At 52.5% G+C, this 23,660-nt stretch carries 22 protein-coding genes; 11 read left to right on the plus strand and 11 right to left on the minus strand.

The genetic code is table 11. From position 1 onward, the window contains the following. Positions 1–18 precede the first annotated feature (18 nt). Complete coding sequence (locus ACFQ88_RS21360) at positions 19–411, minus strand: VOC family protein (protein WP_239631992.1); 393 nt, start codon at positions 409–411, stop codon at positions 19–21. A gap of 233 nt (positions 412–644) precedes the next feature. On the opposite strand from ACFQ88_RS21360, the gene ACFQ88_RS21365 reads away from it, so the two are divergent. The 7 genes from ACFQ88_RS21365 (at position 645) to ACFQ88_RS21395 (ending at position 8,583) form a co-directional block, all read left to right on the plus strand. Beyond that, a complete protein-coding gene (locus ACFQ88_RS21365; protein WP_379456485.1) occupies positions 645–1,745 on the plus strand; it encodes a GIY-YIG nuclease family protein in 1,101 nt (366 codons plus the stop codon). Between the two features lie 3 nt (positions 1,746–1,748). Continuing rightward, positions 1,749–1,973, plus strand: a complete 225-nt coding sequence (locus ACFQ88_RS21370; RefSeq protein WP_239631997.1) for a hypothetical protein — start codon at positions 1,749–1,751, stop codon at positions 1,971–1,973. 66 nt (positions 1,974–2,039) lie between these two features. Then, positions 2,040–2,792, plus strand: coding sequence for a spermidine synthase (locus ACFQ88_RS21375; RefSeq protein WP_379456488.1), 753 nt, complete (start codon positions 2,040–2,042; stop codon positions 2,790–2,792). A gap of 57 nt (positions 2,793–2,849) precedes the next feature. Then, positions 2,850–3,770 (plus strand): AraC family transcriptional regulator, encoded by a 921-nt coding sequence (locus ACFQ88_RS21380; protein ID WP_379456490.1) that lies wholly within the window; start codon positions 2,850–2,852, stop codon positions 3,768–3,770. Positions 3,771–3,991: 221 nt separating this feature from the next. Beyond that, positions 3,992–6,961, plus strand: a complete 2,970-nt coding sequence (locus tag ACFQ88_RS21385) for a discoidin domain-containing protein (RefSeq protein WP_379456492.1) — start codon at positions 3,992–3,994, stop codon at positions 6,959–6,961. Positions 6,962–7,206: 245 nt separating this feature from the next. Beyond that, on the plus strand, positions 7,207–8,187 hold the full coding sequence (locus ACFQ88_RS21390; RefSeq protein WP_379456494.1) for a ribose-phosphate diphosphokinase: 981 nt from the start codon (positions 7,207–7,209) through the stop codon (positions 8,185–8,187). Positions 8,188–8,262: 75 nt separating this feature from the next. Further along, the gene (locus ACFQ88_RS21395) at positions 8,263–8,583 is read left to right on the plus strand and encodes an HAD family hydrolase (protein WP_379456840.1); all 321 of its coding nucleotides are present in this window, start codon (positions 8,263–8,265) and stop codon (positions 8,581–8,583) included. A 100-nt stretch (positions 8,584–8,683) separates the two neighbouring features. Here the strand turns inward: ACFQ88_RS21395 and ACFQ88_RS21400 are convergent, their stop codons facing one another. Continuing rightward, entirely contained in the window at positions 8,684–9,622 is a 939-nt protein-coding gene (locus tag ACFQ88_RS21400) for an NAD(P)-dependent oxidoreductase (protein ID WP_379456496.1), read from the minus strand. A gap of 234 nt (positions 9,623–9,856) precedes the next feature. On the opposite strand from ACFQ88_RS21400, the gene ACFQ88_RS21405 reads away from it, so the two are divergent. Continuing rightward, a complete protein-coding gene (locus ACFQ88_RS21405) occupies positions 9,857–10,252 on the plus strand; it encodes a MerR family transcriptional regulator (RefSeq protein WP_239632011.1) in 396 nt (131 codons plus the stop codon). Between the two features lie 60 nt (positions 10,253–10,312). Here ACFQ88_RS21405 and ACFQ88_RS21410 read toward each other — a convergent pair whose 3' ends face one another. The 4 genes from ACFQ88_RS21410 to ACFQ88_RS21425 all read right to left on the minus strand — a co-directional run bounded on the left by ACFQ88_RS21410 (position 10,313) and on the right by ACFQ88_RS21425 (position 14,061). Beyond that, entirely contained in the window at positions 10,313–11,266 is a 954-nt protein-coding gene (locus tag ACFQ88_RS21410; protein ID WP_379456499.1) for an NAD(P)-dependent oxidoreductase, read from the minus strand. 228 nt (positions 11,267–11,494) lie between these two features. Continuing rightward, positions 11,495–12,277 carry an ABC transporter permease gene (locus tag ACFQ88_RS21415; protein ID WP_239632016.1) on the minus strand — a complete coding sequence of 261 codons (783 nt, stop codon included), beginning with the start codon at positions 12,275–12,277 and terminating at the stop codon, positions 11,495–11,497. A 6-nt stretch (positions 12,278–12,283) separates the two neighbouring features. Next, positions 12,284–13,087 (minus strand): ABC transporter permease, encoded by an 804-nt coding sequence (locus ACFQ88_RS21420; RefSeq protein ID WP_379456501.1) that lies wholly within the window; start codon positions 13,085–13,087, stop codon positions 12,284–12,286. Then, positions 13,084–14,061: an ABC transporter ATP-binding protein gene (locus ACFQ88_RS21425; protein ID WP_239632027.1), complete on the minus strand. Its 978-nt coding sequence runs from the start codon at positions 14,059–14,061 to the stop codon at positions 13,084–13,086. Before ACFQ88_RS21425 ends, ACFQ88_RS21420 begins: the two co-directional genes overlap by 4 nt. A 416-nt stretch (positions 14,062–14,477) precedes the next feature. Here ACFQ88_RS21425 and ACFQ88_RS21430 point away from each other — a divergent pair, with 416 nt between their 5' ends. The 3 genes from ACFQ88_RS21430 (at position 14,478) to ACFQ88_RS21440 (ending at position 17,176) form a co-directional block, all read left to right on the plus strand. Continuing rightward, a complete protein-coding gene (locus ACFQ88_RS21430; protein WP_379456508.1) occupies positions 14,478–15,020 on the plus strand; it encodes a DUF1697 domain-containing protein in 543 nt (180 codons plus the stop codon). A gap of 83 nt (positions 15,021–15,103) precedes the next feature. Further along, positions 15,104–15,712: a GNAT family N-acetyltransferase gene (locus ACFQ88_RS21435; protein WP_379456510.1), complete on the plus strand. Its 609-nt coding sequence runs from the start codon at positions 15,104–15,106 to the stop codon at positions 15,710–15,712. An 87-nt stretch (positions 15,713–15,799) separates the two neighbouring features. Beyond that, positions 15,800–17,176 (plus strand): UDP-N-acetylmuramoyl-tripeptide--D-alanyl-D-alanine ligase, encoded by a 1,377-nt coding sequence (locus ACFQ88_RS21440; protein WP_379456512.1) that lies wholly within the window; start codon positions 15,800–15,802, stop codon positions 17,174–17,176. 71 nt (positions 17,177–17,247) lie between these two features. Here ACFQ88_RS21440 and ACFQ88_RS21445 read toward each other — a convergent pair whose 3' ends face one another. The 5 genes from ACFQ88_RS21445 to ACFQ88_RS21465 are packed head-to-tail and all read right to left on the minus strand — an operon-like array spanning position 17,248 to position 23,500. Then, positions 17,248–18,828 (minus strand): choice-of-anchor I domain-containing protein, encoded by a 1,581-nt coding sequence (locus ACFQ88_RS21445; RefSeq protein ID WP_379456514.1) that lies wholly within the window; start codon positions 18,826–18,828, stop codon positions 17,248–17,250. Between the two features lie 49 nt (positions 18,829–18,877). After that, positions 18,878–19,543 carry a metallophosphoesterase family protein gene (locus tag ACFQ88_RS21450; RefSeq protein ID WP_379456516.1) on the minus strand — a complete coding sequence of 222 codons (666 nt, stop codon included), beginning with the start codon at positions 19,541–19,543 and terminating at the stop codon, positions 18,878–18,880. 6 nt (positions 19,544–19,549) lie between these two features. Further along, complete coding sequence (locus tag ACFQ88_RS21455; protein ID WP_379456518.1) at positions 19,550–20,701, minus strand: ABC transporter ATP-binding protein; 1,152 nt, start codon at positions 20,699–20,701, stop codon at positions 19,550–19,552. A 14-nt stretch (positions 20,702–20,715) separates the two neighbouring features. After that, positions 20,716–22,395: an ABC transporter permease gene (locus tag ACFQ88_RS21460; protein WP_379456521.1), complete on the minus strand. Its 1,680-nt coding sequence runs from the start codon at positions 22,393–22,395 to the stop codon at positions 20,716–20,718. Between the two features lie 4 nt (positions 22,396–22,399). Continuing rightward, complete coding sequence (locus ACFQ88_RS21465; protein ID WP_379456523.1) at positions 22,400–23,500, minus strand: extracellular solute-binding protein; 1,101 nt, start codon at positions 23,498–23,500, stop codon at positions 22,400–22,402. Positions 23,501–23,660 lie beyond the last annotated feature (160 nt).

Consider the following 23,660-nt stretch of genomic DNA (forward strand, 5'->3'; position numbering starts at 1 on the left):
CAGGTTTTTTGGCATGCGCTACTTCTGTTTTCTTTGTACTTGAATGAGGTTGATAGGATTCCCATCCGGGTCATGCAGATCGAAATGCAGGTGACGGTTCCATTCAGAATCCCATTGTACAAGCTCGGATACAGGATGTCCGGCTTCCCTCATCTGCTTGTGCATCGCTTCAATATCTGTGCACTGCAGATTAAATAAAGGTCTCTCGGCTGCTGGAACGCGAGCTGCTTCAGCCAATGTAACCAGCGGCTTGCCTTGCGGCTCGTCGAAGAAGAGGGTCGCTCCCCGTTCCCCGTTTCCCCAGTCTTCAATGCCTCGGGCTCGGAAGCCAAGGACCTCCGTGTAATACTTTATCGATTGCTCCAAATTCGTAACCTGGATAAATACGCCGCCAAGGGTAACTACCGGCAATGGTTCCACCTCATTTTATAATCGGCATTCAAAAAATAGATAACATAGACTATAATACCATAATTTGGTTTAAATGGCTGGTGGTTTCGCATACCTTCTTGGCCTATCGCCGCAAGAAGCCATTTTTTCCTATCGGGGAAAACAAGGTAAATTTGACATGCATGTCGAATACACAAACGTCCCATCCCTATGGAGGAGAAGGCAGTATCGGTAGAGTAGGAGGAAGACGGTTCATGCCGTTTGTGTTTAGTGCGGGCGACTATCCGGCAAGCCCCGGCTGTTATATTATGAAAAATGCGGACGGCCGCATCATCTACGTCGGCAAGTCGATCCATCTTCGAAACCGGCTGCGATCTTATTTCACAGGGCGTCATACCCGCAAAAGAATCCGGCAGCTCGTGGCGGAGATCGCCTCTATCGAGGTCGTTCTTGTGAATAACGAAGCCGAAAGCCTAATGCTTGAGAACAACTTGATTAAAATACATAAACCGCCCTACAATAGGGCTTTGAAAAGGGACAACAGCGGCTACGCTTATCTTCAGCTGACCAACGAGCGCTTCCCGAGACTGGACGTATATTACCGGAATCGGCGCCGGAGAAGCAAAGAGCCTGACGTGAAGCGTCTCGGCCCTTTCAAAAGCGCGACATTTCGCGACGCTATCCTGGAGTTTGTTACGGAGCAGTATGGTCTGCGCACGTGCAAAACGATGCCGAAGCAGGTTTGTCTCTTGTATCATATCGGCAAATGCAGCGGGATCTGCGAAGGGAAGATTACGGAGGCGGACTACTCGGATAAAGTGAAGCAAGCCGCCGAGCTGCTCGCGAATGGAGGACAAGGGCTCCTTGAAATTTTACACGGCCAAATGGAAGCGTACGCTGCGCGGCTGGAGTTCGAGAAAGCGCAGAGGATGCTGAACAGCATCCGCAATCTCGAGAACGCGTCCGATAAGCAAATTGTCGACAGAGAGGCCGTCATAGACCAGGATGTGCTGTACTTCGGAGCGGAACATGTCATGGTAGCCAAGGTGCAGGAAGGGATGCTCGTCGATTGTCAGCTGCTCGAGCTTGAACAGGCCTACGGGGAAACGGCATGTGACCGGTTTCTCGTAACCCGTTACGCCGAAGAGCGGCCGGATGAGCTGATCGTCAATACGGTGGCCGATCTAAAGCAGGTGCGCACGGCGCTTCATCGCAAAGGGAGCAAGCTTCCGAAAATTACGCTCCCCAAACGGGGGTTGAAATTTGACTTGCTGCAGCTGTGCAAAACCAATTATGAATACCGGGTACCGCCGGATGCTAAACTAGGACGGAAGCCCGGAAAGGGAGGTGAATGATGCATGCTCTTATCAAAAATACTTCATACGGATACGGAGCTGTTCGCCGCCTCCTTATTTCAGCTGAAGGTTTCCGTGTGGGAGCGAACGGCTGACGATATCCCTGTACGCACGGAGGATGGCGGTTTCATAGAGCGTTATACTCCGTTAAGCGTGAAAATCAACGGAACTTATTATGTGCGCAGCGAATGCGAGTTTCGCGTGGACCTGGAGGAGCCGGCCCTGTAAGAGGGACGGGCTTCGGGCTTCCGTGAGGCTTGACACATACGGCATCAGAAGAAGGAGACGGACCGATTGATATTGTTGACCAAGGAATCCAGCTCTTATAACGAGATTTCGGTATATGAAGCTACACAGCTGTATGGGGAATTAGGAAAGTTTCGTTATTTGCAGTTTGCCGACGGAGCTGTCCAAGGCGCGTTGGACTTGAAGCAGCCGAAGCGGATGGTGCTGGAATACCCGAGGGCGATGGCGCATCTGATGGAGTACAACCATTCGTCGTTTTCCAGTTTGTTCGTGATCGGGCACGGGATTGGGACGATTGCGGGACGCTATCCGGACAAGCGGGTCACCGTAGCGGAAATCGATGAGACCGTCGTGCAGCTCAGCCGGCGTTTTTTTGGCTATAGCGGCGATAACGTTGTAATAGGCGACGGGCGTCAGATGCTGGAGAGTGTACCGCCGGGCTCTCTGGATTATATTGTTTTGGATGCGTTCACGGCTAAAGGAACGCCGATGCATTTGCTGTCGGCGGAATGTTTCGCAATGACGAAGGAAAAGCTCCGTGCCGGGGGCGCTATTTTGTTGAATTTGATGGGCAAGGGCGGCAGCGACAGGCTGATCAACGCCATTTATTCGACGCTTGCTGAGACATATGCCTGCACCAAAGCATTTGTCCTCCAAGGTGAAGGGTCGGATAAGACGGAATGGCACAATGTGATTCTTATCGCCGGCAGCCGGGACATGGACTACCGCTTGCCGGACATGGCGGGCTTTCGGGAGATGGAGCCGGAGCAAGGGTATCTTATCGTTGATCGAAAAACTTAAGCATATGCCGGATTAATCATCGGAATAGACACTGTGCTGTGCATAGGAGGTCATGGGATGAAAATACTCAAACTGAGAAATTGGCAGGACAATTTGTACATGTTCAGTTATCGCGGCAACTACACGGACTCCGCCGAATATTTTCATGCTCACGAGGGCTTGGAAATATTGTATATCCATGAAGGGACCGGCACATGTCTGGTCGGCGGTCAGACGTACTTTCTGCAGCCGGGTACCTTAATCCTGATCAAACCGTATCAGCAGCATCATGTCCGTATGAATGTTCCTCCGGTTTACATACGAAGCCTGCTCAAATTACGAACCTCCGTTATCGAACCGCTCACCACATTATTTCCGTATGCCACCTCTTTTTTTATTCAATTCGTAGAGCAGCAAACAACCAAGCAAGTATTTCATTTCACCGGCCAGCACGCCGCATTCATGGAGCTGCAGCTGCTGCAATTAGGCGAGCTGCTGACTCGAGGGCCGGTCCCCCTGCGCAGGGAAGGCGTATTGCTGTTTCTGCTTCATCTTTTTACCCATTTTCAGACTCATATGGATTTGCCCAAAACCGGCAAGCGTTCTGCAATCGCTACTTTTTCCCGAACGGCTGAGCATATTAACGCCATGCTGAAATGGATCGATCAGAACTATAAAATGCCTTTTACGATTGCCTATATGGCATCCCGGCTGCATTTCTCTCCCAATTATTTATCCAAGCTGTTCAAGGAACAAATGGGCAAAACGATTATCGAGTATACGAACGAGAAAAGATTGGAGCAGGCAAAGACGCTATTGGAGTTTCAGACGCATTCCGTCGAGGAGATCAGTAAAGAAACCGGCTTTAAATACCCGTCATACTTTATCCAGCTGTTCAAGAAAAAGGTCGGAGTCACTCCGCAACGTTACCGGGACCAAGTAAGAAACATACAGAGAACAAACGCAGTCATTTTTGAAAGCGTAACCAAAAATGAATAGAATATTGATATTTTCGCAGTGAAATCTGTTATCTTCTATATCTTATGATAGGACTATGGCTTACACAGCAGCTAAACATTCGAATCCGAAAGGGGGAAAAGGATATAGGGTCGTCCCGGAGCTAAGCGGAAGCCCTCAGCAACCATAGGGCCTAAACTAGTACCGAGGAGTCAACGTACATCCCCATGATAGCAGACTCAAAATGAGAGGTGGAGAATTCATTGTACCAAGCTAAGCAAACGATCAGCCGTTGCCTGGCTATACTGCTCTTCTTATCCTTACTGATCCCTGCACTGTTACCTGCACCGAGTACGGCATTGGCTCTGGAAGCCGGGCCGAAGGTCAATTTGGCGCTGAACAAACCGGTAACGCAGAGCTCCGATTGCTCCTGCGGACGAGCTGTCTCTGTTGTTGACGGCGACCCGGCCACGTTCTGGCAGCCGCTCAGCGCCGACAGGACGGACGGCAACGTTTGGATCACGGTTGATTTGAAAGCGCATTACGACATTGACGAAGCGGCGATCCACTTCAAGTCGGGGAGCGTCAGCAATTATAAGATTCAAACTTCGAAGGATAACGTCGAGTGGCAGGACGCCTTTGTCAAAACGATCAACGGCTCCGTATCCAACAAATTGGAAAACGTTCATTTCCCTGCCGTCAACTCCCGATACGTGAAGCTGTCCGTCCAATTATCCAGTACAAGCGGCTTCCAATTGAACGAGTTCTCCTTGTATTCCTCCAACGGCGAGCCCCCTAAGGCCGTATTGGAAAGCGTTTACGTAGCGGATATGACGGGTCGTGTTATGGACCGCTACGATACGGTCACGCTTCGCCCGGCGGAATCGTATTCCTTCAAGCTCGGCGGTATAATGAGCAACGGCCAGGCGGCCGATTTGTCGCAGACTCCGGTTACATGGGAGAGCACGAAGGCAGGGACGGTATCGGTGAATACCTACGGAACCGTAACGGCTCTTCAGCAAGGCGTCGCCAAAATTATCGGCAGAGCAACGCTGGACGGCATTACGAAAGAAGCCAGCGTCTGGGTAGACGTATACGATCCGGGCACGCTTCTTGTCGATGTGCAGATGGATCACGCAACGATGGAAAGAGAGATCGGCAAACCGGCGCTGCTCGCAGTAGGAGATGCCTATCCTTCCGTTAGGCTGACTCCTTATTCCGACGGGCAGGTGAAGGCAGCTCTCGTTAACGCGACGACGGGGACGATAGCTGCGGAGCTTCCGGCAGCAGCCTTGCATCGCGATACGCAGCAGGTGCTGACATTTCCGGGTAGTGTAGCGAGTGCGGGAAATTACGAAATTCGTCTGGAGTTTATGCTCGGCAATAAGCCAGTGTACGATGCCTTGTTCTTTACGGTTCCCAATACGGCTGACATCAGTCTGGGAGAGAGCAGAATTGCTTATCTCGACCACAACGGGCAAATGGCTTACGCTCCGGATTACCGCGGCAACCGGATTCTGGATTTCTCCAATGCCGGTTATATGGGAGGCGGAGTGCAAATCCCCGATGTTCAGGCACGAATCGCTCTGGAGCCTGGAGAAGGGGATGACATGGCGCGCATCCAGGCGGCAATCGATCAGGTCTCGCTTATGCCGCAAGCCGCCGACGGCTTCCGTGGTGCGGTACTGCTGAAGAAAGGTACGTATGAGATTTCCGGAACGCTGTATATTCAAGCAAGCGGCGTCGTTCTGCGCGGGGAAGGCCAAGGGGAAGACGGCACGATCCTGTATGCGACCGGTACGGCGAAACGGAATATTCTCGAAATCAAGGGACAGCCTGTGAAGATGCTGGAAGACACGGCGGTCACAATTGCGGACCTGTTCGTTCCATCCGGATCGCGTTCGTTCCATGTCGACGACGCGAGCGGATACCAGGTAGGGGACAAAATTAAAGTTCGCCGTTACGGTAACGACCGCTGGATTCATGAAATCGACATGGATACGATCCATGAGATCGAAGGAACCGTGCAGTGGACGCCTTTCAGCCTGGATTTCGACCGTGTCATAACGGGGATTCAGGGCAATGTCATCACCATCGATGCGCCGATCGCGAATTCCATCGAACAACGCTGGGGCGGAGGAGCTATCGTCAAGTATGAGGATCCGAACCGTCTGGAGCAATTGGGCGTGGAAAATCTCCGCGTAGATTCGGAATTCGATCCGAGCGTCACGGCGACTCAAAATGGGAAAAAATATTTCTCTGATGAAAACCATGCGGTCAGCTTCGCTATTTTCACCCATGTAACCAATGCATGGATGCGCGAAGTAACCGGGCTCCATCTGAACCATGCGCTGGCGCATGTGGGCCGGGGAGCCAAGTGGGTGACGATTCAAGACAATCAATCGCTGGATATGGTCAGTGTCATTACAGGTGAGCGCAGGTATCCTTTTAAATTGGGTGGAGAGCTCACACTGATGCAGCGCAATTATGCGGAAACAGCACGACATGCTTTCATCGTGGACAGCCGTGTTCAGGGCCCGAATGTCTTCCTTGACAGCCAATCCGTTAACGAATATGCCTCAAGCGAGCCGCACCACCGCTGGTCGGTCGGAGGATTGTACGACAATGTGAAGGCGGATATTGCCATCCAGGACCGCGGTTCATACGGAACCGGGCACGGCTGGTCGGGAGCGAACTATGTGGCGTGGAATACGGAGGGGGATTTGATAGCGCAGCAGCCTCCGACGGCGCAAAACTATGCGATCGGTCACGTAGGAGCCAAAGTCAAGCCGTATTTGCCAAATGGAGATGACAATCGTCCGCGCAGCGACGGATACTGGGAGTCCTTCGGATTTCATGTGTCACCAACCAGCCTGTATTTGCAGCAGTTAGAGGGCCGGCTTGGTGCTCAAGCTGTACAAAATATTGCTCAATCGCCAGTAGGCGGCGGCAATCTGGATATTCCGGCACTGCCGACCGGTCTGCCTCTGCTGAAAGGAATCAAGGTGAACAATAAAGCGCTGGAGGGCTTCACGGACGATGTATTCGAGTATACGCTGCAGCTCCCTGCAGGGACAACCGTTGTACCGGATATTAGACCACACGATATGCGGCATCATGTAGAAGTGATTAAAGCTTCCACGATTTACGGCAAGACCGTTCTGATCGTCCGGGATAAGAAGCAGCCCTCTCAATCCGTGCAATATCAGGTACGTTTCAATGTAACTCCATAAACCTTGTGAGGCGGCCTATTCAGGTCGCCTTTTTGCACGGTTAAGACCGGCGCTCCTGCAAAGAATCCGATTGGCCTCGAAGCCAAAGCTCCGCTTTGCGGGGTTATTTTGTAGTATAAGAAACGCTGTTTTGGGAAATGTTGATGTTGTTCAACGACTGTTCAAGAATGGTCGTTCCGCGAACTGTATTTTTATGGAATAATTATGAATGAAGGACCAGCATGTAAACCATGGGGAGGTACAAGATGAATATAGCTGAAATCAAAATATTCGCCGGAAGCTCAGGAAAAGCCTTTGCCGAGAAGATGTGCCGCTATATGGGAGTCGAAGTCGGCCGGTCGGAAACGCTTTCCTTCTCAGAAGGAAATACGTTCGTAAGGGTAGGAGAGACGGTTCGAGGGAAAGACGTCTATCTTGTACAAACCATGGGCTTGAAACCCAATGACGAATTTGTGGAGATTTTGTTTTGGATCGATGCTTTTAAACGGGCCAGCGCCAACAGCGTCACGGTCATTATGCCTTATTTCAGCTATGCCAAAGGCGACAAAAAGGACGAGCCCAGGGTATCCATCCGGGCGCGCGTTTGCGCGGAAGCCATTGAAATGGCCGGAGCCGATCGTGTCGTAGCGATGGATCTGCACAGCGATCAAATTCAAGGCTTTTTCAAAAAGCCGGTAGACCATCTCTATGCGCTCCCGGTATTGTGCGAAACGATCGCAAGAATGCAATTGTCCGATCTGGTTGTCGTCTCTCCGGATGCCGGATTTGCCAAGCAAGCCCGTAAGTATGCCGATTATTTGGGCACCGCGATCGCTATTGGAGACAAAACAAGAAAAGATCACAGCGAGCGGGCTGAAGTGCTGGAACTGATAGGGGACGTCAACGGGAAGACGGCGCTGATCTTTGACGATTTCTCCATCTCGGGCGGAACGCTGGTCGACCTTTCCAACATGCTTGTGCGCAGAGGAGCCAAACGAATATTGGCCTGCTTATCCCATCTGGTTATGAATGAAGCCGGCATCAAGAAGCTGGAGGACAGCCCGATCGAGCTTATTATAGGGACCGATTCCGTAGACAACCCGCATCTTGCTCATTCCAGTAAAATCAAGGTGGTATCGGTTGCTCCGTTATTCGGAGAGGCGGTCAGCAGAATTCATAAGCGCGAATCCGTAACGCCTTTGTTCGAGAAGGTTCCTGACGAAGTGATTCTTGGATCTATGGAGTAGGGTGAAGCCGATGCTGTTTTTTGATTTGGACGGGACGCTGCTGGATCTTAAAGGTGCGGAGTACGCGGCGGTTCAATCGTTTCATCGCGAACTCAAAGCCACTGGAAGCCTTTCGAGGATGTGATCCCATATCTGGAGCGATCCGAAGGGGAGCGGCTGGGCGTCATAACGAATGGCGATCTGAGCGAACAGAGGCTAAAGCTTGAGCGAATGGGCGTGCTCAACTATTTTGAAGTCATTGTGGCATCAGGGGACATTGGCTTCTCCAAAACGGATAAACGGATCTTTCAGGCTGCTTGCGAATGGACCGGAACATCCGTATCGGAGATGATATATGTCGGCGATGATCCGGCAACGGATATCATCTCATGTGAAGTGGACCAACAGACGGAATGATATTCCCGCCGTTCCCGTAAAACGGATGATTATTTCATTGAATGAATTATATATAAATGACCAGGGCTTCCGAGAGGAAGCCCTGATTAGTTTTACAACCTTAGTGCCGTTTTCGGATCAGCTCGATCACGCTTGGGAAATCGTCGCTCCCATGTCCTTCGGCTACCCGCCGTTTCATAAGATCGTACAATGGAGCAAACAGCTCGGTGCTGATTCCTTGCGCCCTGCTTACTTCGCCGATAGTATCGTTCGACGCCTGCATTTCCAGGCTGGCTTCCGTAGAGGTGTAGTCCCCGGTGTCGATCTGCCGTGCCATCTCGGGCAGCGTTGTCATCATCGCTTGCAGCCAAGGGATAAGCAACGTAGAAGTGAATTCCGTTGCCTTAACCCCTTCGGAGCCCACCAGCGCTGCCGCATGCAGGAAGCCGCCGAACATTCCGTACATTCCGCTTAGCAGGGCCAAGTCGTGCAGCGGCGCAAGTCCGGGGTCGCTGCCGAGGTAGACGGCCTTGCCCAACCGGCTTAGCGTGGAGTGATGCCGATTGAAGGCATCCTCTGTTCCGCTATAGAGCAGCACCGCCTCAGGCCGGGCTATAAGGGAAGGGACCGCCATGATGCCGCCGTCCAGGTAATCCGCGCCATGGCGGCCAGCCCATTCGGCAAGCTCGCGTGCCCGGACTGGGGTTCCGTTGGTTAAATTCACTAGGACACGGCCCGCCAGTCCGCTGTTCGCCGGTTGGAGAATTTCTTGCACAACCGAGTAGTCCAGCACGCAAATTACTACCAAGGAGCTGGCTTTAACCGCTTCGTCTACCGTCGCGGCAAGAGCTGCACCGCGGGCTACCAGGGCGTCCGCTTTGCCTGGAGTCCGGTTCCATACGGTCGTCGGATGCCCGCTGTCCAGAAAAGCGCCTGCAAGCGTCGATCCCATGGCTCCCAGGCCGATGACCGTTACCGGCGTGCGGTCTGCATCCGGTATCCCGGCGGCTTCTTCAAGGACTCGGTCGTTTCTACTCTGCTCATGGTCATTTCTATTCATGAAATGGCCTCCTTTCATTTTGGGGCTGGATTTATTGTAAAGGTTCACACTAGTGTGAATGTCAATAAGTTTTTTTTAGCACCTGTGCAATGAAAGGGCTGGTTGTAAGCTCGAGCGGGACTGCTTTATAATGGATGTATCGATATTTGATTTACATCATTTGGTATAAAATGAATCTGCGCAACCGAACTCATAGAGAACCAACGATTTTTTGACGGCAGGGAGGCTTTTGCTGTGAAAATAAGCGAGTTATCCAAGAGAACCGGCGTCAGCACAAGATCTATCCGGCACTATGAAAAGAAAAAGATCATTAAAGCCATGCGGCTGGAAAATGATTACCGGGAATTCGACGAGTCAGCCATTGAACGCATAAGAATCATTCAGCTTTATTTGGGTTTGGGCTTAACAACCGAGCAAATCGAGCAAATACTGTCATGCGAGGACAGCGGGCCCGATGAGTACGAGTTTTGCAAAGAAATGTTGGACGCTTATCAAGGGAAGCTGAATCAAATCAACCAACAAATCGAGGCGTTGGAAGCCGTAAAACAGCGGCTGGAAAAGCAAAAGGCTAAAATGATGGAAAAGCGAACAGTAAAGGCAGCGGAAGCAGCTGCATCAACAGCTACATAAAAGGAAGAGCCCCGGTCTGCATGATGACAGGGGCTTAATTCGTTTTGAGCAGGCGGCCGTTCACAGATGCGGGTTCCTCAGAAACCCGGTCAGACGGCCGTAGCCGTCATTGCCGTATCCTGCATCGATGGCCCGCCGGGCCGCTGCCAAGGCCGCACTCATAACGGAAGTATCCATACCGTGGTACTGAGCGGCGTGGATGATATGCTCCATCCCCGCCGCAGCGGAGGTAATGCTGGAGGCATCGCCCGGATGGCGTCCCGCTTCAACGGCATTCGCTATGTCAACCATAATATTAGGCATGATCGCAGCGATTCCCCGGGCATAGGCTGCAAATTCCTTGGGAGCGACGTTCTCTGCGCCGGCGAGGGCGAGAGCATGGGCATAACCGCTCATCGTTGTCCAAAACAGGTCAAGCAGCGCCACATCATACGCCGCGGCACGGCCGGAATCTTCGCCCAGATAAGAGGCGGTGCCTCCTATGCTCGACAATGTTTCCCGATGAGCCTGATAAACCGGTTCCGGTCCGCTGTACAGAACGACGGCGTGCTGCGTTCCAATGGTCGGCGTAGGAGTCATAATCGCCCCGTCGATATAATCGATTTCTTGCTCGGCAGCCCAAGCCGCCATCCGCCGGGACCGATCAGGCGTGTCGGCCGTTAAGTTCACCAAGGTTCGTCCTGCTAGTTGATCTCCCAATGGACTCAGGATCGCGTTCACAGCATTGTAGTCCAATACGCAGATAATGGCCAAAGAGCTCGCTGCCACAGCATCGGCGGCCGTATCGGCAAGGACTGCTCCCTGTTTGACAAGTTCAACCGCTTTGCCTGGCGTACGATTCCATACGGTTGTTCTGTGGCCGCTGTTCAGAAAGGCTCCCGCCAATGCCTGACCCATCGGCCCCAGGCCAATTACCGTAACGGCTGCGCGATCCCCGCCCGCGACGACCGCATGCTCTTTCACCGTCTTTCCGCTCGCATGGCTTTCGTTCTCATTTCTTTCTTTTGTCGACATGGATCATGTCTCCTCTCCTTGTTCAGATGATTTCGAATCTTATTGTAAAGTTTGACGCTAGTGTCAATGTCAAGGAGCAAAACAACATTGCCAAAACAACGGAGGGCTTGAGGCGAAAGGCGGCGTACAGGAACTGAATGGGAGCCGATAGCATGAACAGCAAAAACCGCAGACTCTATCGAAGCAGTCTGCGGTTTGATTATGCTTAGCCCATGTCTTTCAATCCCATCATGATCCCGTAGACCGGTAATGCCGGACCCCGATGTGCCAAAATAACAGGCAGGGGAAGAAAAACAGCACTCCGGCAAGGGGCGACAGCATATACAGCAGCTCGTTCCCATTCGCTCTGTCCAAGAGGTACAGCAGCGGCAAATAGTTGACGCAGCCGAAAGGGATGACGAAGGTGAAGAAGAGGGTCACCCACCGCTGATATATATTGAGCGGGTATTTGGTCATTTCGCGGCCGCCGTCCGTAAACACATTCGCCACCTCCAGCCCCTGGACCGTCCAGAAGCTGAGGGAGGCTGTCGCCATGAAGATGCCGCTGAAAATAAGCACGCCGCACAGGATCATCAAGGTTAGCGTGATCACCTTCGGAAACGTGAGCTCAATAGGCAGGTTGTGCAGAGACCAGATGAGGATGATGACGCTCTGCAGCAAGCGCCCCATTCGGGCGAATTCGAATTTGGAGCCCAGAACCTGCAATACCGTATTTCGGGGCCGCACAAGCAGCCGGTCGAAATCTCCTCCCTGCACGAGGCCTGAAAACGTATCGAAGCCGCGGGCGAACGTCTCGCTTAAGGAGAAGCAGAGGCCGATGATCGCGTAGCAGAGCGCCGCTTCGAAGAAGCTCCAGCCCTTCAGCTGCCCGAACCGGTCGAACATAAAATAGAGTCCGGCAAAGGTAGTCAAGGGCGTCAGCGACTGCCCTATCATCATAAGCCAGAATGACGCGCGATACTGAACCTGGGATTTGAACAGCATCGCTACGTATTTGAAATATAGATTCATGTCAGGTTATCCTCCTTGCACTACGACTTGACGGAGCGCCTTGCGCAGCCACCATCGGCCAAAGCCGACCAGTACGGCCAGCCAGGCCAGCTGAACGAGGATCCCCCACAGTGCTTCGGTCTGAGGGATTTGGCCCGAGTAGACGCGAAAAGGAAAATCCGTCGTCCAGCGAAACGGCAGCGCGTAGGTGATCGTCTGCATCCATTGCGGCATCAGCGGAACGGGAATGACCATTCCGGCGAAAAATTCACCGGCTATGGCGATCATAAGGATCGAGCCGGTGGGAGACATCGTCCAGAAGACGGAGATGTAAATGAGCATGGAAATCGACACGACCACGAGCAACCCTAACACTAGGGTAACCAGAAACAAGGCCAAAGTAGACAGTGAAGGCGGCAGGGTCAGCTTGTAAGGGTGAGGCAGCAGGAATGCAACGATAAGAATCGGGAAGCAGCGGAGGATGGCGCTGGACAGCCGCTGGGCGAGCAGCTTGGAATACCAGAAAGGGTAAATGTCGCAAGGTCTGCATAATTCGTAAGCAATATTGCCGCTCGTGATCAATTGAAAAATCTCATTGTCGCGAAACCACAGCATGACGAAGGCGAGAAATACTTGCTGGAGCCATATGTAGGCTACCAGCTCCTGGAGCGAAATCGGGGGCCGTACGGTGCTCTGGCTGTAAAAGGCGATGAAAATCATGATGAAAATAAACCCGAAAAACAGCTGCGTCGCCATCCCGGCCAGTGCCGCCGCACGGTATTGCAAGCCGTTAATAAACCGCAGCTTCCAGACGGACAGGTAAGCATTCATATTTGATGCTCCTTATACAGTTGTATGATAAGTTCATCTACCGGTTTGGTCTCGATGCTCACGTCCTCCAGCTCGATTTGCTCGGATAACCGGGAGAGCACATTCGCAATTTGCACCTGCTCGGTGTCTACGCTGAATACCGCCCTCTCGGAAGTCCACGATAACCGTGAGGCACCAGGTATATCGACGGGCTCTGTATGCTCGCGATAATCAACCGTTATGATCCGTTGGGTGCCGAAGCGGTTGCGCAGATCGTTCAAGGATCCGTCGTACAGGAGCGTCCCTTTGCCTATCATCAGGATCCGGTCAGCCAGCGATTCGATATCGTGCATGTCGTGTGTCGTCAGGATGACGGTCACTCCTTTTTCCTTGTTGATCGCCTTGATAAACTGGCGGACGGCGATTTTGCTTACGGCATCGAGTCCGATGGTCGGCTCATCCAGAAATAAGATTTTGGGGCTGTGCAGCAAGGAGGCGGCTATCTCGCAGCGCATCCGCTGTCCCAGGCTCAGCTGCCGGACGGGAGTCTGCAGCAGGCTTTCCAGCGAGAGCGTTTCGCAGAGCATGGTCAGATTCGATTTATACTCAGCTTCCGGGATGTTATAAATATCTCGCAGCAGCTCGAAGGAATCGATCACCGGCACGTCCCACCACAGCTGGGTCCGCTGTCCGAACACAACGCCGATATGCTTTACGTAGGCGGTTCTATCCTCCCATGGAGTGAATCCCAGAATGGAGCACGATCCGCTGTCCGGCACGAGGATGCCGCTCATCACTTTGATGGAAGTGGACTTGCCCGCACCGTTCGGACCGATATACCCGACGATTTCCCCTTCATTGATCGTGAACGAAATTTGGTGAAGCGCTTCTACAATCGTATGCTCGCGGCGAAACAACGCTTTGACCGCTTGCCGCAGCCCGGCCGTTCGTTTGGCTACTTTGAACGATTTGTTGATGCCTTCCAGTACAATCATGCATTAATACCTCCTGTAAAATGAGTTCGTCAAAAAATATATGCGAAATACCAAAAAAAGTATAGACTTATAATAAACGATGAGTTATAATACTATTATAGAGATCAAGGACACCTAATTTTCGGATGAAAATTGAAAAAAATCATTTTAAATGACAAGTCGGTTGTCAGTTTTATTTATAACGACGTTATTAATAAGCCGAGCATGTTTGCCTTAGTGCAAAATGCTTGGCTTTTTTGGTTTTATAGGTAATGGGTATTGTTATATTTTTACAATAAGGAGATCTCTATGATTGGTTACATTGCTAACTGGCGTAGGGATCGATGAGATGGCAACTATGAATGTACTATACATATAGAAGAATTTGTTATGACATGGAAGATTCGATTTCATTGCATAGGAGGAGACAGGAGAATATGACAGTTTATATCGGGCTGCTGCGGGGGATAAATGTTGGCGGGAAGAACATGGTCAAGATGGCTGAGCTGAAGCGGGTGCTGGAAGGGATGGGACTTGCCGGTGTAAAGACGTACTTGCAGAGCGGTAACTTTTTGTTCGTCTCGGATGAAGCCGCAGAGCTGCTCGCTCAACGGATCAGGCAGGAAATCGAGGGCACTTTCGGCATAGCACCTAGTGTCATGCTGCGAACGGCGGGGGAGCTGGAGCAGATCATCGATGCTTGTCCCTATGCGGCGGATTCTTTGCGGGAAGGAGAATCGATTCAGGTATCGATTTTGACGGAATCACCCCCGGAGAATATTACCGAAGTACTGTCCGCCGGACAAGACGGTGCGGATGAATTCCATATTCATGGGCAAGAGATCTATTATTTGTTCCGGCAAAGCGTGCTCGATTCCAAGCTGGCAAGTAATGTCCAGAAGCTGGGTGCACTGGCGACGACGCGCAACTGGAATACGATCGTCAAGCTGGCCGAGCTGGCCGCAACGATGCGGAGCTGAGGTTATTCGAGCTTCCGCTTGTTTTGGAGCAGTAGTAAGCCAGTCTCAAGGGATGGAAAATTGTATATTTTATGGGGGCGAATATGAACTTGAATCCAAGCTCCGGTTCGGCAAATCAAGCTTTTACGATTGAATGCAGCGATCTCATCCTGCGTGAATTTGGGCCTGACGATTTAGACGACATTCACGAGCTTACGTGGCAGCCTGAAATTTATGAATGGCTCCCGGGCTGGAACGTACCCAAAGAGAAGCGGGCTAACTGGCTATTGAACTATGAGCTCAAAGAAAACCGGCAGTTCTTGAAAGCCGTATCGGACGGCGGAGATGTTGGTCAGCTTTGTCTCCGTCTGGGGATGATAGACAAAGCGACAGGGCGATTTGTCGGCTGGTGCTGTACGCGGATCAAACCGGAGCTTCCGCCTCCAAACCGGGAAATCATGTATGCCGTATCCAGAGACTATAGAGGCAGAGGCTACTCGACTCAGGCGGCCAAAGGCTTGACTGCGTTCTTGTTCAGCAGCACGAATGTCGATGTGCTAAATGCGATTGCTCTAGTACATAATGTTCCTTCCAATAAAGTGATTCGAAAATGCGGGTTTGCGTATCATCAAAATATAGAAATCGATAATCAAACATATCATGCTTATAAGCTTACCAAAACGGATTGGGAAAAGAGCGTGGTCGGTCGATGAACGGAGCCAAAGGCGAAACGGGGGGAGTGCCAAACCGGTGCGATCGTTCATTTCTAGCCATGCAGCGAGGAAGGAAGTGACCTGCCGATGATTTGCCGCAAGCTGAAAGTCATTGAACAGATGGCGGGAGGACACGGACTGTCCTCTCGATACGATGAGCTTGAGATTCGAGGAGTGACGATTGATTCGCGAAACGTTACGAAGGGAGATCTGTTTGTCCCGATCGTTCGGCAGCTCAATGGTCACGACTATGTCCAAGAAGCCATTGCTGGCGGGGCCGTTGCTTCCTTATGGCAAACTAGCCATCCGAATCCTCCGCAGGATGTTCCGCTTATTTACGTGGACGATAGTTTGGAGGCGCTTCAAAGGATCGCAGCCGCTTACCGCCGGGAGCTCCCGGTTAAAGTCATTGGCATTACCGGCAGCAACGGCAAGACAACGACGAAGGACATGATCAATTCGGTAGCAGCGACGACCTATCGCGTTCATAAGACGGCGGGAAATTTAAACAGTCAGATCGGCGTTCCATTGACTCTGCTGCAAATAAGCGATAATGACGACGTTGCCGTCATTGAGATGGGAATGAGCGAAAGAGGGCAGATCGAGCGTCTGTCGCTCATGTGCCGACCCGATACTGCAATCATTACAATGATTGGCGTGTCTCATTTGTCATCGCTCGGTTCGCGCGAAAATATCGCCGAGGCTAAGCTGGAAATCGTCAGCGGAATGACGGACGAAGGGGTTCTGATTTACAGCGGTGACGAGCCTTTACTTGTTAACCGTATCGAGGAGCTTCAGCGGAGCAAGCCGTTTAAAGCGGTAAGGTTCGGCGAAAGGCCATCCAACGACATTCGTGCCGAAACGGTTGAAACGGATTCCGAAGGCTCCTCGTTTACAGTCGGCTCCGCTAAGTATCGTATCCCGCTGCTCGGCGCGCACAATGTCCAAAATGCGTTGGCAGCCGCTGCAGCCGCCTCGCAGCTTGGGATTCCGGCAGATAAAATTGCCGAGGGCTTTCAAGCGTTGACTCTAACCGGCATGAGAATGGAAAAGATCATGTCGCCTCATGGATTTTTGATCATTAATGATGCGTGGAACGCCAGCCCGATATCGATGGCCGCTGCGATTGATGCAGTGAAACAACTAGAAGGGTTTTCCAGGAGGTTTCTTGTTCTGGGCGATATGCTGGAGCTGGGTGAGCAGGAGGAAGAATATCATCGGGACATTGGCAGAACTATTGATCCCGGTGCCATTGATTTTGTCTTCACCATCGGTTCTCTCGGGAAGTACATTGCATTAGAGGCGGAGAAAAGATTCCCTCCCGGCAGCGGCAGGGTGCGATCGTTCGAAGACAAGGAAGAGCTCGTGAAGGAGCTGATATGCAGCCTGAAAGAACGTGACGCCATACTGTTGAAAGGCTCGAGAGGCATGCAGCTGGAGACGATAGTGCCGTTTTTATTATAAAGTTCAATAAAATAGAAGGAAGCCCCGGCATCAGGTTCCGGGACTTCTTTTTTTGCACAGTGGTGGAATAATTACTTCTTGGTGTATTGGTAGAAGCTCAAAGTTCCTGTTTCTTCTTCAGCGCTAACGAACAAATCGCGCCCATTCACTTTGTGAATACCTTCCGGAGCTGTGCCGCCGGCAGGGACTAGACCTAAGTATGAAGGCTTGGCAGCATCCGTAACATCGAAGAACAAGATCGTGCTTGCGCGCTCGGAGCACACGGCCAAAATTTGCTTGCCGTCCACTTCGCCCAGCGTCAAGTTCTCAACCTCGCTGCCGCGGTTAGGGCTGCGGTCGTCGGGATACAAGCCGACCTTGGCATTGGAGCGGTCGATAAGCTCCATGCTGTCGTATACTACGGAGCCGTTCAGGTCCCAGGCCATAATGTTGCGGCCGCCGGATTTGACCCCGTCCTTAAACTCGTCTTTGCCCAGATCCCCTTCATTGGCCGTATACAAGTAGCGGCCGTCCGCGCTCCATACGATACCATCCGCCTCGGGACGCGCCGTCAAATCATCCTTGAAGGCGATGATGCCGTCATTTTTCAAATCGGCTTTATGCTTGGTGGTGCCGAGACCGAATACTTTCGTTACTTTCTTGTCCTTCAGGTCGACCAGTGCAATTGCGTTGTTTTCCTGTAAAGTAACCGCTGCAGTGGTGCCGTCCGGGCTGATGGCCGCATATTCAGGCTGAGGGTCGTTCGGATACGTAACATCCGGTCCTGCATTCGTAAGATCGAGAGGAATATCCGTCATCGTTCCGTTCAATGCATCGCCATTAGGAAACGAGAAGACGGCAATGGAGCCGGGACGCTTCACACGGGAGAAATCAATTTCCTCCAGAGCAGGATCGAGCTCTTCATCCTCGATGCATACGACGGCGGCCGTGCCGTCTTTGGAGATAGTGACGGCATCAGGCCCGATGCCTACTTCGTACGTTTTGACGATGGTGCCTGCTGCGATATCGACTACGGCCAGAGCGCCTTTGTTCGCATGATCGACGTCGTCGCCTTTACGGACGGCCACAAGCGCATGCTTGCCGTTTGGCATTACGGCTACGCTGGTGACCTCGGCTTGCCCGGATACCGATTTGAAGCTGACTTGCTTCAAGGCTTGAATGTTGTTCAGGTCATCGATCGAAACGATGCTGATGGAGCCAAGCGATGCTTCGGTTACCAGAAGCGTTTTGCCGTCCGGAGTCGAGGAGACGATTTCAGCATTCTTGCCCGGCATGGAGAAGGTAGCTGCGAGCTCAAAGCCGCTTATATTTTGCGCTTGGAGGAGCTGGGTCTGGATTTGTTTGAATGTTGCCGGAGAAACAAAGGTTGAGCCGTCTTGGATATACGGCTTTTTGTCCAAAGAGGATTTCTTGCCCTGTACTTCCGCGTCGGCGCTGTCGATGATCACCTTCGCTTGAACGCTTCCTGCTTGGATGGCTACCGACCGTTCGGCTTCGTTCCACTTCACTTGACCTTCCATATTCTCGATAGCGGGACGGAGCTGGATATCGTCTGTTTTGGCGTAAGCTGCAGGGGCGGCAACGGAAGATGCGATAAGGCATACGGAAGCTAAAGAAAGAATGGCGGGTTTGCGTTTCATTTTACGTTTCATTGTGAGCACTCCTATAACGTTTATGATGGTATGTCATTATGAACAATGGCTACTTTCGTAAAGCATACGGATGGCTTACCCACGCGGTGAAGCGCATGTCGCCATACAGGTTGTCAGGGTCGGTGGAGCACGAATAGACGGTCTGATTCGTCAGGTTGACCAGCGACAGCCGCAGGCCGTGCTTGGCGCCGGTATCGATGCCGATTATGCCCGGTCCAACCCAGATTTCACCGGGAGCAGCTCCCATGCGGCGTGTCGGCGTATGGCCAAAAATAACCGGAAGAGGATACGGGTTCCGGGTCAGCAAGAACGGCTCGCGGATGCCCGTCAAATCGGCAGGCAGCTGATCCTCCAGCTTAAGTCCCGGACGCAGACCCGCATGCACGAACAAAAAGGAAGTGTGAAGCTGGTAGTAAGGCAGGGCTCCGGCAAAATCCAGCCAGGATGCTAACGCCGGGCCGGCGTCTTGAACGCTTGACCGTTCGTTAGGTGTGGAGCATAGCCACGTTTCCATATTGCCGGCTATGGCGCGGGCGCCGCCCGCCGTCAATTGACGGATATCGTCGAGCGCACTCCATGTGCTAGGATCGTAATCGATATAGTCGCCAAGCAAAAATAATTCGTCTACGCCGGGTTCGTAACGTGCGGCTTCCAACAACAAACGGACGCCGTCGGTATGACCGTGTATATCGGAAATAGCCAGGATTCGGGACATGGTTCTCTACCTTTCGTCTTCATGGGGATAAACATAAGCTGATTTCGAAGAAATGGCGACGCAGCCCGAGGTCCCCGGTTCCAGTGAGATAGGGTGCATAAAGGCCAGCTTCTGCCCATCCGGCGTCGATGCGAGCAGCCTCCATTTGGAGCCTTCAAAGGCACAGTGAACAATCCGTACCGGAAGAAGGTTGGCAGGAACCGAGCGCTCGCCATGCTTGCCGTTAACGGTTTGCCCGGATAGGCTTGCAGCGGCGGCAACTTCTTCGTGAGCACTGTCGATCCAATGCACATCCTCGGGCCGGAACAGCAAGTCGACTTGTTCCGTTGACGGCACCGTACCGGCAGGCATCAAGCATTCAATCACTTCATCCTGAATACGTACTGCCGGTTGAGCGCTAGTGCCGACCCATTGGCCCTGCAGCCGGTTGCCGGCTCCGAGAAGGGAAGCGACGGAGCGGGTGGCCGGCATGCTGTAGCAAGCCTGCGGCACATCCAGCTGGTCGATGCGGCCTGCGCGCATGACCACCATACGGTCGGCAAGAGCGAACGCCTCATCGGGATCGTGCGTGACATGGAACACCGTAGTGCCCAAACGCCGGAACAAGTACCCCATTTCCGTCCTCATCTCAATGCGAAGCCGCATATCCAGATTCGATAACGGCTCGTCAAGCAATAGAAGATCCGGCTCGGTAGCCAGCGCCCGGGCAATGGCGACGCGCTGCTGCTGTCCTCCCGACAATTGGGGCGGCAGCCGCTGCTCCAGACCTTCCAGGTGAAGGAGCGAGACGAGCTCCTTAATTTTACGCTCGCGCTCTGGGGCCGGAGCTTTCCGGCGATGCAGGCCGTACGCGATATTATCGTAAACCGTCATATGGGGCCATAACGCATAATCCTGGAACACCATATTGATGCTTCGTTTCTCTGGAGGTACGAGCCGTGCCGCCGAGCTTACGACCGCTCCGCGAAGACGGATTTCTCCCGAATCCGGCTGCTGCAGGCCGGCAATCAATTGCAGCAGCGTCGATTTGCCGCAGCCGGACGGCCCCAGCACACTGATGATTTCACCGGAGCGGACGGAGAAATTCACTCCCGACAGCGCGGTGAAGGCTCCGTACGTTTTGCGCAATTCGTGCACTTCCAGAATCGTTGAATTCATAGGGACGTTCTCCTTCATGAAGATGATGGCGCATTGTGCTTGCGTTTGAACAACCGCTCGACGATACCGATGATGAGGATGACAAGACCTCCGCCGACAATGGTGGCCGCAGAGGCATAACCGAATTGCAGGTCCTCGAACGCCTTGTTGATCACGACCGGCAAGGTCATGAAATTAGGCGGAAACAATATCGACGTAACGGCCAAATCGAACACACTGGCGCCGAAAGCGGCGAGACCGGCTGATACTAGCGCTCCTTTAAGCAAAGGAACAAGAATCGTCGTAAGCCGCTTGGTGAAGCCGGCTCCTTGCATTTGGGCTGCGGAAAGCAGCTGGTGAGGCACCTTCGCCATCGCGCCGACGATGATTCGGGTAATGACCGGAATGGCTCCGGCGACGCTGGCGAGCACAAGAATCCAAGGCGTTCCATACAGCAGGAGGCCGATGGAATCCAGCCATTTCTGGTTCCAGATGAAAATGTATCCGATACCGAGCACGACACCGGGCACGGCGAGCGATACAAGGGAAATCACATCAATGACGCGGCGCAGCGCAAATTGGGAATAGGTCAGCACGTAAGCGACGAGAAAACCGACGATCAGACCAATGATTCCGGCTACGGCTGCGATTTCCAACGAGTGGGTGAATCCTTCCCGCAGCACCGAATTGTTCATGAACAGCTTGCGGTAATGATCCAGCGTCAAGCTGGCTCCCGACGAAGCGGTGAACGACATCAATATATTGGACCCTACCGGAATACCAATTACGACCCCCAAAAGGAGAATATTTCCAACTGCGAGGCCGACGGCGCCCTTTCTCGGTTTAACGGCTTCGCTCTTAGTTGCCCGGGAAGACAGGAAGTCGAATCGTGCCCGGCGCATGGCGAACATTTGCACGATCATAGCGAGCGCAATCAAGAGAACGAGATAGAACGACAGTACCCCCGCCATATCGAAGCGGATCGGCGATGTGTACAAGGCCGAATAGATCGAATAAGGCAGTGTCGGAAACCGGAATACCGTAGCAATGGAAGCGGGCAGCCCGAAATCTCCTACGGTATCCATGAAGACGAGCATAGCGCCGGAGCAGTAGGCCGGAAAAAGCAAAGGAGCCTGCACCGTGCGCCACACGGTCCATGGCGAGCCGCCGTTCAGCCGGGCTGCGTCGCGGAATTGATCGACCTTCCATTCCAATGCCGAGTAAACGGTCAAATAAGCCAATGGAAATTTGCTTAATGTCATAACCAGGATCAAACCGACAGGCTGAAAAATCAGTCCGTGCAGCCAGGTCCAGCCGAACCATTGCTTGGCCAGCCCGTTGGCGGAAGCGAACATGACCCAGCCCTGAGCCAAAATGAACGATGGCGTAATGATCAGCAGCCATACGGATAGATCAAGCAGCTTGGCCGTCGGAAACTTCCAGCGTGAACGAAGCGTAGCCAGAGCGGCGCCAAGCAGGGTCGCTGTAATCGTCGTCCCGACGCCGAGGGTGACCGAATTTTTCAGGGAAGCGAGCCACAGGGGCCGGCGGAACACTTCCAGCAAGAGGGATAAATCGCCAAAGACGAGATTCCCGAAAAAAACGCCCGGCAGCAGCACTTGAATAATGACCGCGCCCAGCGGCAGTAAAATAAGAAGCAGGAGGACGGCCAGCACCAGCCAGCCTGTCCTGTTTTCTGCAAGTAATGGTTTCATGCGATTATTTCACCGCTTTGTCGGCAAACCAGGTTTTAATTTCGGCTTCATGCGATGCCGCCCATTCCGGATCGGCTACGACGAGCTTGGCGTTCGCGGCACGGTCTTTTTTCGCCGTTACACCTTTGGCGGACGGTTCGAAATAGCTCTCTTCCCCTTTGTCGATCAGCTCCTGCTGCGTCTTCGGATCAAGGATGAATTCAACGAACGCTTTCGCTGCATCCATTTTTTTCGTTTGCTTTTGAATCGCTGCCACTCGTACGGAAGCGGGAGCGCCTTCCTCCGGCCATACGATTTCTACAGGCTCTTTCTTGTTTTTCATGATATATGCGTTGCTTTCTTGCAGGGCGGCTACTTTGATTTCTCCTCCGGTCAGCGCGGTGGAAACATTCGGGTTTTTAGGGTATACTTTGACCCCGTTTGCAAGGACGCTGTCGAAATATTTTTTGCCGCCGTCCATTCCTTGATTGTTGAAGAACCAGGCTACGAACGGATAAGCAGGTGCGGCGACGGCAGGATCGGCCATGCCTACGATATTTTTAAATTCCGGCTTAGACAGGTCGCTCCATGTTTTTGGAGCTTTGGCCGCGTCGATGGCTTTCGTGTTGTAGATTAGAACGGATGCGGCATGCGCGCCGGTTGCATAGTACGATTTGTTGGCCGGGATGAGCTTTTTGGCGAAATCGGTCAAACCGTCCACGTTCTTGGGCGACCAGCCTTCAAGCAGCTGTCCGTTTTTGCCGAGCTGATGAATCGACGGCATCGCATCCATCCACACGACATCCCAGTGCGGATTCCCTTTCTCCGCTTCGATCCGGGACATGATCTCCGCGCCGTTGCCGCTCACAATGTTCAGCTTGTAGCCGCTAGCTTTCTCGAACATCGGCCCGATAATCTCGTCGAAATCGTTCAAGTAGACGGTCAAAGGCTCCGTCGATTTGGCAGGAGCAGGGGTAGGAGTGGCGGCAGCGGTGCTTTCTTTTGTCGCCGCGGGGGCGGAGCCTGCTGCCGTAGGCTCGGTTTTGCTGCCGCATCCTGTGAAGAGTAAAGTTAGAGATAGTGCGATAGCTCCCATACTTGCCGTTTTGTTTTTTATACGTAGCATCTGATTGTAACCTCCCGTTTTCTTGTTCTTGTCCTGTTCAATATTTACTTTAACGCAGTAATGTAAGAGCAAGGTAAACGGAGTGCAAAGGTTTTGTTAAATAACTTCTATAGATATTGATCGTTGTATAGATAGATTCTATAATAAGCCTGAAAGATGG

This window comes from Paenibacillus sp. NPDC056579 (assembly GCF_042793215.1).
GTDB lineage: Bacteria > Bacillota > Bacilli > Paenibacillales > NBRC-103111 > Paenibacillus_S.